Genomic DNA, 12,320 nt, shown 5'->3' on the forward strand with positions numbered 1-12,320 from the left:
AGCCAAAACATACCTATTCAAAGGGAATTCCCCAGAATAAAATCATTCTAATCAAACTCTAATGTTGGACTAACCGAATTTTAATTTCATTCGAAATTGCGTCTAATATTAGAGAAATAGCTTTGTGGTCTTAAATATGAGACCTTTGAAGAAGATTATTTTTACACTATTTTATATTCATTGCTTTAGTTTCTTTTCAGCGCAGATTTCGGATACTTTGAAAATGACCAGAAAGGAAGCTGAAGCAGTTTTTTTAGCTAAAAACCTGGATTTAATAGCTCAGAAACTGGAAATCTCCCAGGCAGAAGCGCGTGCTGTTCAGGCAAAATACTGGCCTAATCCCAAATTGAGTATCAGTGAAGTCAATCTGTGGCGGACTTATGATATTGAAGAACAGCCTGCTCTTATTGGAAATTGGGGGAAAAATACCCAGATCTCTGCTGAAATAGAACAGGTAATTCAGACGGCAGGTAAAAGAAGAAAGAATATTGAGCTTCAGAAAATAGAAGTGGAAGGTGAAAAGTATGAACTGCAGGAAGTCTTGCGGGAGCTCAAGAAAACGGTAAGAAATACCATGACAGAAATCCTGTACAATCAGGAGCAGCAGAAAATATATGAAAATCAGATTTCTTCCATCGAGAAACTGACAAAATCTTATCACAACCAATTAAGCCTGGGAAATATCAGTAAAGCGGAGTATATCCGTTTAAAAGCGCAGGAAATAGAATTCAAGAAAAAACTGATTTCATTGCAACAGGAAATTGAAGACCAGCAATTGGAGCTGAAAGGTTTGCTGATGATCCCGTCCCAGTCTTATCTCGTTATCACCGATTCGTTTACCCTTCCGGAAAAGCAGGTTTCAGAGCTGGAACTAACACAGTGGATGGAAAAGGCAAAAGAAAACCGCCCGGATATTCTGAGGTCCAAAAATAAGGAGAAGCATGCTGAGAAAAATCTGGAGATACAAAATGCTATGAAAACTCCGGATCTTGCTGTTTCCATAGGATATGACCGTGGCGGAAATATTATGAAGAACTTCATAGGAGTAGGAGTCTCTTTCGACCTCCCGATTTTCGACCGTAATAAAGGCAATATTCAGGAAGCCCAGCTCGAAATTCAAAAGATGAAAAATGAAACCCGCAAGAATAGGCTGAAGTCTGAAAATGAAGTGGCTTCTGTTTTTAGAAATTATATACGGACCCGGCAGGTTTCTGAAGAAATTGATGATACCTATGAGTCTACTTTGGATAATTTATTGGTAAGCCATGAAAAAAACTTCCGGCTGAGAAACATCAGCATGCTGGAATATATGGACTTTTTGGATACTTATATCGGCAATAAAATGATCATCCTGGATACTAAAAAAGAACTTAATCAATACTACGAAAACCTGCAGTATGTTGTAGGACAGGATTTATAATATTTTACCTATGAAAATGAATACTACCCGATACATTGCAGTGGTTTATCTGTCTGCGCTGGTCGCTTTTACAGGCTGTAAAGATCAAAAGCAGGACCGTGAAGGTGAGAAAAACTATTGCATCAGTAAAGAACTTAAAAAAGATATTAAGCTTGTAAAAGCAGAAATGCGGCCTATAGAAGAGAGCATTACCCTTACCGGAGAAGTGGAAAGCAACTCTGATAAAACCGTTCCTTTTGTAAGTCTTGTGGATGGGGTGGTGACGGACACCTATTTCTCACTGGGAGATTATGTGAAAAAGGGACAGGTCCTGGCAAGCATCAAGAGTACGGCTGTAAACGAAATGCAGGATGATACCCGGACCCTGCAGGCACAGCTGGCGGTAGCCAAAAGAAAACTGGCCTCCGTAGAAGCGATGTATAAAGATGATATTGCTTCCCAGAAAGATTTACAGGAGGCCAGGTCCGAAGTAGCGATTCTGCAGTCTAATATTGCTAAGACCCAAAAAAATATGCAGCTGTATTCGGCAGGAGGAAATACGATTCAGATAAAAGCGCCTGCAGACGGATATGTTATCTCAAAGAATATTTCCAAAGGAATGCCGGTTACAGCAGGAGGAGACCAGCTTTTTACCATTTCCAATCTGGATAAGGTTTGGGTAATGGCCAACGTATATGCTACCAATATGAGACATGTGTATGCAGATCAGCCGGTGGTGGTAAAGACATTGGCTTATCCGGATGATAGCTTTGCGGGAAAGATCAATACGATTTCACAGGTTTTCAATGAGAATGAGAGAGTCCTGAAAGCTAAGATTATCATGGATAATCATGGAATGAAGCTAAGACCCGGAATGTCTGCAGATGTTGTTTTGCCTGTTAATTCACAAAATAAAAGCGCATTGGCCATCCCGGCAAAGGCTATGATCTTTGACAACAATCAAAGCTATGTGGTGGTATATAAAAAAGATTGTGAGCTGGAGATCAGACCGGTGACGGAAATTGCGTCCAACAGTCAATATATTTATGTAGAAGGAAACCTGAAGCCCGGAGAAAACATTATTGCTTCCAACGGGCTGCTGATCTATGAGAACCTGAAAAACCAACTAAATAAGTCTACGAACTAATGCGAAAATTTGTACAGAATATAGTTTCCTTTTCTTTAAAAAACTCGCTGATCGTTCTCTTGGGAACTTTTCTTTTGCTGGCGGGAGGGATCTATTCGTATATCCATACACCAATTGAAGCATTTCCTGATGTAACCAATACCAGAGTAAGAGTAATTACCCAATGGCCCGGACGAAGTGCGGAGGAAATAGAGAAATTTGTAACGCTTCCGATTTCCAAAGAAATGAATGCAATTCCGAATAAAACATCGGTACGATCTATTTCTTTATTCGGGCTTTCTGTAGTTACGGTGATTTTTGATGATCATGTCAATGATTTTTATGCCCAGCAGTATGCTTCCAACAAATTAGGTAATGTAAATCTTCCCAATGGTGCAGAATACAGTATTGAACCTCCTTCCGGAGCTACAGGTGAAATTTACCGGTACATTATCAAAAGTAAACTGCCGATCAAAGAAGTTACATCAGTTCAGGACTGGGTGATTGAACGGGAATTACTTGCCGTGCCCGGAGTGGCAGATGTCGTTAGTTTTGGAGGCGAGGAAAAAACATATGAGATCAAAATTAATCCTACGGAATTACACAATTACGACCTTTCCCCCCTGGATGTGTATGAAGCTGTTTCGAAGAGTAATATTAATGTAGGAGGAGATGTCGTTGCAAAAGGAGATCAGGCTTATGTCGTGCGGGGGATCGGTCTTTTGGAAAAAAAAGAGGATATTGAAAATATTCAGATTGAGGTAAAAGGTTCCACACCTATTTTGGTAAAACATGTGGCCGAAGTTAAGGTTTCTGCAAAACCAAGACTGGGGCAGGTAGGGTACAACAAGGAAAATGATGTCGTAGAAGGGATTGTTATCATGCTCCGCGGTGAAAATCCAAGTGAGGTGATCGCCAGGCTGAAAGACAGGATAGAACAGCTGAATGGAGGAGAGCTTCCCGGAGACATTCAGATTGTACCGATCATTGACCGTACTGAACTGGTGAATACAACCGTTTATACCGTATCTAAAAACCTGATTGAAGGAGTAATTCTGGTTTCCATTATTGTATTTATATTCCTGTACAACTGGAGGACAACGTTTATTGTAGCTTCGGTGATTCCTTTAGCTTTCCTTTTTGCCATTATCATGTTGAAGATTCAGGGGCTTCCGGCCAACCTGATTTCTATGGGAGCACTGGATTTCGGATTGCTGCTGGAAGGAACGCTCGTCATTGTAGAACACGTATTTGTCGCCCTCGAACATAAGGCTAAGAAAATAGGACTCCGAAGGTTCAACAGGATTTCCAAATTGGGAATCATTAAGAGAAGCGCAGGGAGCGTTGCAGGCTATATTTTCTTTGCCCTGCTGATTCTTATCGTGGCTTTAATGCCAATCTTCTCTTTCCAGAAGGTGGAAGGGAAAATGTTCTCACCTTTGGCATTTACATTAGGATATGCATTGTTAGGGTCATTGCTTCTGAGCTTAACGTATGTTCCCGCGATGTGTAAACTTTTACTGACAAAAAATATACAAGAGAAAGAAAATTTTATTTCAAGATTCTTTAGGGTAAATATGTACAGGATTTACGAATTCAGTGACCGTCATAAAAAAGGATTTATCATAGGGTTTATTGCTTTGCTGGCGGTGTGCGGCTGGAGATTCTCCAATCACGGTTCCGAATTTCTGCCTAAACTGAATGAAGGAGCAATCTATGTACGGGCAACGCTTCCCAATAGTGTCAATCTGGACGAGTCGGTACGGCTGACCGAAGAGATGAAGGAGATTTTAATGAAGTATGATGAGGTAAAATTCGTGATGACCCAGACCGGCCGGCCGAATGACGGTACTGATCCCACCGGTTTTTTTAATATTGAATTTAATATCCAGCTGAAGCCGGAAAATGAATGGAAGAAAAAGATCTCCAAAGAAGAACTTCTCGAAGAGATGAGGGTTTCCCTTGAAAAATATCCGGGTATCAATTTTGGATTCAGCCAGCCGATACAGGATAATGTAGAAGAATATGTGGCCGGAGTGAAGGCGCCTCTGGTGATCAAGATTTTTGGGAATGAGTTATTTGAGCTTGAAAATTATGCCAATACAGTGGCCAATTCCATCCGGACCGTTCCGGGAATTTCCGATGTGAATGTCTTTAAGAATATTGGACTTCCGGAACTCAGAATACAGCTTCATGACTCTAAAATGGCTAAATATGGTGTTTCCACGGCAGATGCACAGGCTGTTATCGAGATGACGATTGGAGGGCAGGCTGCCACCAAGTTCTATGAAGAAGAAAGAATGTTTGATGTAATGCTGAGATTTGAAAAGCAATACCGTGATACCCCGGAAAAAATGGGAAATATTCTGATTCCGACCCAGGATAATAAAAAGGTGCCGTTGAAAGAAATTGCTACGATTGATTATCATACAGGCCCTTCCTTTATCTACCGTGAAGGAAACAGCAGATATATTGGAGTAGGATTTAATATTGAAGGTCGTGATCTGGGAAGTACAATTAAAGAAGCGAAGGCAAAGGTGGAAAAAGAAGTACAGCTTCCCAAAAACCATAAAATGACCTGGGCAGGAGAGTTTGAAAGTAAAGAAAGGGCAGCAAAGCAGCTGGCAATGGTCGTTCCGATTTCATTAGTTCTTATTCTGATGCTGTTGTATTTTAATTTCGGAAATATAAAAGATACTCTGATCTCTTCCATTACACTGGCATTTGCATTTATTGGAGGATTTTTATCCCTTTGGTTTACAGGAACCATTTTTGGGATCTCAGCAGGAATAGGATTTATTATTCTTTTTGGCGTTGCCACGATTGATGGTATCGTTCTGATTGGAGTGATGAAAGAAAACCTGCAGAACAGAATGTCTCTTAAAGAAGCGATCGCCAATGGAGTACAGAGCAGGATCCGCCCGGTGGTGATGATTGCCTTAATGGGATCTATGGGACTGTTCCCTGCAGCGATGTCCAACGGAATGGGATCTGAAATTCAAAAGCCGCTGGCGATTATGATTGTAGGAGGATTGATCATCTGTATGCTGCTTTCCTTTACCATACTGCCGATTGTATTTTATTATGCCTATCGTAAAAAGCATAAAGAAACCTTATAGTTTCTTCATTTTTGTTCATTAAGTGGGCCGGGATCCGTGAGGAAGATCCCGGCCTTTTTATATGCTGATCGTAGATCAGGTATTCTTTGTCGCTTCCAGTATTTCAATATTTTTTACCACATCATTACTTTCGCATTTCTTAAGATTCTTCATAAGATCAGAGCTGTTGATCTTTGGATTTAGAATTTGTGAAGCAACTTTTGCGGCGGCATAATCTACAATAGTAATTACGGAATCCCTTAAGAAATTAGGGGTGCTGGATGCGATCACGGCAGTAGCCCAGGAAGTATCCCTTGCTTTGGAAATGGCAAAATCCAATATGGCATTGTCTTTTCCGTTGGAAAGCCGGTCAAGGATATCGACCGGATAGCATATTTTACTTAAAGAATCCTGAACCTTCTGATTGATGGAGGCAATTACCTGATTAATATTTTCAAAATCTTTTTTGAGTGGATTTATTTTCCGGTACGGCATTACCGAAGCGGCTGAGATGCCCAGATCTAAATTGATATGTGCGTTCATCCCCAGAAAAATATGTTGCAGAATGAGAAGATCCTTAATTTTAGAGGCTTCAAAAGCAATATACCATGAATTGGAGCATTTTATTCCCTGATGATAATTTTCCCATGCTTCAAGATATCTTTGTGCAAAAGCAATATCAAGCTGTATCATTCTTGGATTGTCTTCAAATGTCTTCTGCTGGATTCCTTTCAGAACCTGTGCGGTCATAATGCGGTAGGTACAGGCAAAATATCCGGCAGGACTTTGATTTTCTTTACACCAGATAATGATCTTATCCAGCTTCGTCAGCACTTCTTCAATGGTTTTCATAGCCGTTTTTGTTTATTTAAAGATAATAAAAAGCTGTGATCACCAGTGTATTGCTTTGAAAACGAATAGAATGATCTTTTTTAACAATGAAAAAGTGAGCCGGAAGCTCACTTTATTTGTTGTTGATCAGGTTATGGGGTGATTATAATCGGATCTGGAAAAGGTTCAAGAACCAATGGTTTGCACATTGCTGCCGGTTGGCAGCTTCCCCCCATGCATATAAAATTAGTCATTGTGGTGGTGCCGTCAGGACATCTGATCATAGCTTCACCATGGCATCCTCCGGGACATTCTGCCGGATATAAATACCCGCCGAATACATCTTTCAGTTCTGTTCTCGAAAGTTTTGATACGTTCATTTTTTTCATGGAATTAAATTTTTATAAGTTTTAATTGTATGGTGTTGAAAATGAATGTCTAATATACTAAAAAAACAAATCACTATATCGTTATATAGTGATTTGTCTGAATATTATTTTAAAAAAATTCCGAAAATATTCTTATCAGGGATTTTCTTTAGAAATCTCCTTATGATGTTTTAAATACAAAGGTAAAGCCGCCGATCCGTACCATGGAAAAATTTCATAACTGAAAATACCGGCCTGAACCGCAGGATCAGTCTTTACCCATTGCTCAGCTTCTTCTTTGGATTTTGTATTGAAAATAAACATACCGCGGTAGTTTTCTTTATTTTTCTCCAGAAAAGGACCTGCTACAATAATTTTACCCTCATCAGCCAGCTTTTGAATATTTCCCATATGCCCTTTCATAAGTTCGCCCATTTTGGCTTTGTCTTCAATCTTAACAAAACCGGTTGTCAGCATGACAATCGTATAAGGTTTCATGCCATATTGATCTGCTCCTAAAGAAGTTGCCAACTCCTGATTATATTTAGGTTTTTCTGCTTTCTTTTCCTGAGCAAAGGACAGTGCTGATATGAGGAGACATGCGGTTAATAATATTCTTGATTTCATCTTGTTTTATTTTGATAAATATAATAAAACCTTATAGATTTCTGAAAACTGAATTTCAAATGATGATATGATACAAAAAAAACCTCGATGGATACGAGGTTATATCTAATTGTTCTGATGAGGTTACTAATCTTTAATTCTTAAAAATTCTTTCGCAAGCTCGATCATTTTAGGATCACCGGTATATTTGCCATGTTCATCAGAAAGTTTTACTGTAGGAATCCATTCTTTATTAGGTGCCTGTACACCGATCAGTTTCATAACGATATTCATTGGCTTCAATCCTACATCGTTCGTAAGATTGGTTCCTATCCCAAAAGAAATTCCTATTTTTCCTCTGCAGTAATTGGTGATTTCTTCTACTTTTTCAAGATTCAGGGCATCAGAGAAAATAATGTATTTGAACATAGGATTGATGCCATTCTTTTGATAATGGGCAATTGTTTTATCCGCAAATTCTAGAGCGTCACCGCTGTCATGACGGACACCGTCAAAAAGCTTGGCGAATTTCTTATCAAACTGCTGGAAGAAGACATCCGTGGTATACGTATCGGAAAGAGCCACTCCCAGGTCACCTCTGTATACATCCACCCAATGTTCCAGCGCCAATTCATTGGCCATTTTGAAGCCATACTCTGCAGCGTGGAACATAAACCATTCGTGAGCATGTGTCCCGATTGGTTTTACCCCATATTTCATGGCAAAATGAACATTTGAACTTCCTATAAAGGTGGAATCCTTTTTCTGGGTTAAAGCTTCCATCACCAGATTCTGTACTTTATAAGAATGCCTTCTTCTTGTTCCGAACTCTGCAAAGGTGACCCCAAGCCTGCCCAATGAATCTGCCTTCTCAATGGTTTTTCTCATGACGACTTCGTTGGAATCCCGTTCCATATGGTTCATCTCGTAATGAAGCTCACTGATCAATGACAATAAAGGAACTTCCCAAAGAATTGTTCTGTACCAAAGACCTTCAACAATGACAGAAAGATCTCCTCCCTCCTGATGAATCTTTACTTCAGACGGATCATAATGATAGCCTTCTAAAAAATCCAGATACGGAAGGTCGATATAGGGGCAGGTTCTTGCCATGAACTTTTTTTCGTCTTTGGTAAGTTTGAGCTCTGCCATCTTATTGACCGCTTCTCTCAATGCAACGTCAAAGCCTTCCGGAAAGTGGTGTTTTCCCCTGTTGATAAATTCATATTTTACAATAGAACTGGGGAATAGTTTCACCACTGCATTCTGCATGGTTATTTTATAAAAATCATTATCCAGAATAGAGTTCAATCTTACGTCACTCATAATATGTGTAATTTTAACGCAAATATAGGAAATAAAAATAAAAATCGCCTAAATGTAAGGCGATTTTTTTGAAATATTTCAATGCTTTTATTGAGTTATTTTCCAAGATAAGAGTTATACATCCAAACTTCTTTTTCCTGTTCTGTGATATAATCGCTCATTTGGGAGTTTGTACCTTCGTCACCTGCAGCATCGGTAATCTCTAAAAGTTCTCTCTGAAGATCAATGACCACTTTTAACGAACTTAGGATTTGTTCAACACTTTTAGTGCCGTCAGTTACTTCTTTGCTTTCTTTAATCGTTGCTACCTTTAAATAATCAGAGTAATTGTGCGCAGGAGTAGCTCCCAGCGTCAGGATTCTTTCTGCAATCTCATCAATTTTTAAAACAAGGCTGTTGTACAATTCTTCAAACTTCGGGTGAAGGGTGAAAAACTGATCTCCTTTGATGTTCCAGTGAGAGCCTCTGGTGTTCTGATAAAATACAGAATAGTTGGCTAAAAGTACATTCAGTTTGTCTGCTATTTTTTTGCAGTCGGCCTCTTTAAGGCCTATAATACTAGCGTTTTTCATATGTTTATATTTATTTTTCTAAGGTCGTGTGTTATTTGCCATCTTTACTGTGCTTGTTGGCCAGAAGATTTTGTTAATGGCAGTTATCATTTTGGATGTGTTGCAAAGTTAGAAAATATTGTGCCGAATTACCCTGATTGTTAATAGATGATAACTATAAGAAAATTTTTTAAAATAGTTTGGAAGTATTAATATTGCATAAGATGAAAAATTTTTTGATCACAGCATCGGTATTTTTCGGGATATGTTTTATCTATATCCTGATCATGCTGTCCACCACCGGGAATTATTTTACCTATCTATTGGATGATGCTTATATTCATTTGGCAATGGCTAAAAATTTTGCGGTTCATGGAGTATGGGGAATGACTCCTTATGCTTTTTCATCTTCCTCTTCATCTCCGGTGTTTACCTTTATTTTAAGTGTTCTGATCTCTGTTTTTGGAAATCATACTCTGTTACCCTTGATTTTTAATATCGTTTCTGCAGGAGTGCTTATGGTATTCCTCAATAAATACTATCTGCTGTTTTTTAATCAGAATAAACATATAGTTCTCGCCAGCCTGTTTACCCTTTTCTTTGCTGTAATCCATGTACAGATTGTAACCGGGATGGAGCATGTCTTACAGGTGCTGATGGTTGCCGTTACTATATATTGTTTTCAAAAATGGCGGAGCAGTAATTTCAAGGACAGACTTTTTTCTTATGCATTTTACAGTAGTCTGATGTTATTAGGGCTGATCAGGTTTGAAAGCATGTTTTATTTTGTATCTCTTGCTTTTGTTTTTACTTTGACAGGACAGTTTAAACGTTCTATTCTTGTCCTTTTGTTTGGTTTTGTTCCGATCCTTCTTTTCGGGATTTTCAATTATCCTAAAAGTGGATACTTTTTTCCAAACTCAGTGGTTATAAAAGGAACTCTTCTGGATTTCTCGGGAAATGTGCCTGCACAGGTAATTAACATTGTATTAAAAAAACTGATCATCAATATCAGCTTCTATAAAATAGGCTTGTTTCCTCTGCTGATCAGTATCATTTTAATCTACAAGGATTACAGAAAGAAATTAAACTTTCAAAAGGTTATGAGGAATAACTTTCTGATAATAACCTGGTGCTTTACCCTTGTCCTGCATTGTCTTTTCGGTGAAATAAAAGGGGTATTCAGATACGAAGCTTATCTTTTAGTCGCTTTTGCAATGATTCTTATTCCAAGGTTAAAACTTTTTGTCACCCAACCATTACAGGCTTTCAAAACAGAAAAAATAACAGGCTTACTGGTCATCGCAAATCTATTACTGCTGATCTATAAATGCGGATATGCACATATGGTGATTACAAACGGCAGTGCCAATATATATGAACAGCAGATACAGTCTGCCAGATTTTTAAAGAAATACTATAATACATCTAACGTAGTGGCTAATGATATTGGAGCGATCTGTTATTTTACAGATATCCATTTGCTGGATTTTATGGGATTGGGATCTAAAGAGATGGTGTATTTTAGATTAAAGGATAAAAAGCCTGATCAAGAATTTGAAGAATTTCTGACACAGTATACCGCTAAAAACAACTATCAGCTGGCTATAGCTTATGAAGAATGGCTGGATGGGCATACTCCGAAAAACTGGAAAAAAGTGGCTTATCTGGAAATAGGAGGGAAAAATGTGGTGTTAGGTGAAAAACATTTGTTCATTTATTCAATCAATCCTGAAATTCATCAATCCCTAAAGCAAAATATAAAAGCTTTTAAATGGACCCAAAATATTAAAGTCAAAATAATAGAGTAGATGGAGCGCCCTGTTTTATATTTTTAAAGAATAAATAACAATTTGTTAATAAATCCTGCGGGCTTGTTTTTTAGCTTTGCATCCAAAGCCAGGAAAATGACAAGGAAATTGATCCTGTGAGCATAAGTACAGCTCTTTTAAGAGTCCATGTTGTAATAGAGGAGAGGAAAAAGAATAAGGGCCCTTTGAAACCATATTTTATTTTTTTTGATACAAATAAAATACATAACTGCTTGTCAATTAAAAAAATATTATTATTTTTGCACCCTAAAATAAAAAGCAATTAAATGCCTACTATTCAACAATTAGTAAGAAAAGGAAGAGCCACGCTTGCCAAGAAGAGCAAATCGGCTGCCCTTGATTCTTGTCCACAAAGACGTGGTGTATGTACGAGAGTATATACTACTACACCTAAGAAACCTAACTCTGCACTTAGAAAAGTGGCAAGGGTAAGACTTTCTAACGGTAAAGAAGTTAACGCCTACATCCCGGGCGAAGGACATAATCTTCAAGAGCACTCGATAGTATTGGTAAGAGGCGGAAGGGTGAAAGACCTACCGGGAGTACGTTACCACATCGTAAGAGGTGCATTAGACACTGCAGGTGTAAATGGAAGAACACAGAGAAGATCTAAGTATGGAGCTAAGAGACCAAAACCAGGTCAGGCAGCTGCTGCACCAGCAAAAGGAAAGAAAAAATAATCATTAAATAAGGTACAGAAACAATGAGAAAGACAAAAGCGAAAAAAAGACCGTTGTTACCAGATCCGAAATTTAATGATCAATTGGTAACTAGATTTGTTAATAACCTAATGCTAGACGGTAAAAAGTCTATCGCATTCAAAATTTTCTATGATGCATTAGATATCGTAGAAACTAAAAAAGGAGATAACGAAAAAACTGCACTTGAAATCTGGAAAGATGCACTTACTAATGTAATGCCTCACGTAGAAGTACGTTCTAGAAGAGTAGGTGGAGCTAACTTCCAAATCCCTATGCCAATCAGAGCTGATAGAAAAATTTCTATGGCAATGAAATGGTTAATCAAATATTCTAAAGCTAGAAATGATAAGTCTATGGCTTTGAAATTAGCTAATGAAGTTGTAGCGGCTTCAAGAGAAGAAGGTGCTGCTTTCAAAAAGAAAACGGATACTCACAAAATGGCGGAAGCTAACAAGGCTTTCTCACACTTCAAATTCTAATCT

At 38.3% G+C, this 12,320-nt stretch carries 11 protein-coding genes; 6 read left to right on the forward strand and 5 right to left on the reverse strand.

From position 1 onward, the window contains the following. The first annotated feature begins 136 nt into the window (after positions 1-136). The 3 genes from MUW56_RS12455 to MUW56_RS12465 are packed head-to-tail and all read left to right on the forward strand — an operon-like array spanning position 137 to position 5,644. Positions 137-1,420: a TolC family protein gene (locus MUW56_RS12455; protein ID WP_292013504.1), complete on the forward strand. Its 1,284-nt coding sequence runs from the start codon at positions 137-139 to the stop codon at positions 1,418-1,420. Between the two features lie 10 nt (positions 1,421-1,430). Further along, a complete protein-coding gene (locus MUW56_RS12460; RefSeq protein ID WP_292013505.1) occupies positions 1,431-2,546 on the forward strand; it encodes an efflux RND transporter periplasmic adaptor subunit in 1,116 nt (371 codons plus the stop codon). Further along, positions 2,546-5,644 carry a CusA/CzcA family heavy metal efflux RND transporter gene (locus MUW56_RS12465; protein WP_292013506.1) on the forward strand — a complete coding sequence of 1,033 codons (3,099 nt, stop codon included), beginning with the start codon at positions 2,546-2,548 and terminating at the stop codon, positions 5,642-5,644. The genes MUW56_RS12460 and MUW56_RS12465 overlap by 1 nt, the downstream gene beginning before the upstream one ends. Before the next feature lie 75 nt (positions 5,645-5,719). On the opposite strand, the gene MUW56_RS12470 is transcribed toward MUW56_RS12465, so the two are convergent. The 5 genes from MUW56_RS12470 to MUW56_RS12490 all read right to left on the reverse strand — a co-directional run bounded on the left by MUW56_RS12470 (position 5,720) and on the right by MUW56_RS12490 (position 9,326). Continuing rightward, positions 5,720-6,475, reverse strand: a complete 756-nt coding sequence (locus tag MUW56_RS12470; protein ID WP_292013507.1) for a DUF5995 family protein — start codon at positions 6,473-6,475, stop codon at positions 5,720-5,722. 131 nt (positions 6,476-6,606) lie between these two features. Continuing rightward, the gene (locus tag MUW56_RS12475) at positions 6,607-6,843 is read right to left on the reverse strand and encodes a hypothetical protein (protein ID WP_292013508.1); all 237 of its coding nucleotides are present in this window, start codon (positions 6,841-6,843) and stop codon (positions 6,607-6,609) included. Between the two features lie 135 nt (positions 6,844-6,978). After that, a complete protein-coding gene (locus MUW56_RS12480; RefSeq protein ID WP_292013509.1) occupies positions 6,979-7,449 on the reverse strand; it encodes a YciI family protein in 471 nt (156 codons plus the stop codon). A 126-nt stretch (positions 7,450-7,575) separates the two neighbouring features. Continuing rightward, on the reverse strand, positions 7,576-8,754 hold the full coding sequence (pncB, locus tag MUW56_RS12485) for a nicotinate phosphoribosyltransferase (RefSeq protein WP_292013510.1): 1,179 nt from the start codon (positions 8,752-8,754) through the stop codon (positions 7,576-7,578). A gap of 95 nt (positions 8,755-8,849) precedes the next feature. Then, positions 8,850-9,326: a Dps family protein gene (locus MUW56_RS12490; RefSeq protein ID WP_292013511.1), complete on the reverse strand. Its 477-nt coding sequence runs from the start codon at positions 9,324-9,326 to the stop codon at positions 8,850-8,852. A 203-nt stretch (positions 9,327-9,529) separates the two neighbouring features. Between MUW56_RS12490 and MUW56_RS12495 the strand changes: the two genes are divergently transcribed. The 3 genes from MUW56_RS12495 to rpsG all read left to right on the forward strand — a co-directional run bounded on the left by MUW56_RS12495 (position 9,530) and on the right by rpsG (position 12,317). After that, complete coding sequence (locus MUW56_RS12495) at positions 9,530-11,116, forward strand: hypothetical protein (RefSeq protein WP_292013512.1); 1,587 nt, start codon at positions 9,530-9,532, stop codon at positions 11,114-11,116. Between the two features lie 287 nt (positions 11,117-11,403). Next, positions 11,404-11,817 (forward strand): 30S ribosomal protein S12, encoded by a 414-nt coding sequence (rpsL, locus tag MUW56_RS12500; protein WP_002983146.1) that lies wholly within the window; start codon positions 11,404-11,406, stop codon positions 11,815-11,817. Between the two features lie 23 nt (positions 11,818-11,840). After that, positions 11,841-12,317, forward strand: a complete 477-nt coding sequence (gene rpsG / locus MUW56_RS12505) for a 30S ribosomal protein S7 (protein WP_002983149.1) — start codon at positions 11,841-11,843, stop codon at positions 12,315-12,317. Positions 12,318-12,320 lie beyond the last annotated feature (3 nt).

The organism is Chryseobacterium sp. (assembly GCF_022869225.1).
GTDB lineage: Bacteria > Bacteroidota > Bacteroidia > Flavobacteriales > Weeksellaceae > Chryseobacterium.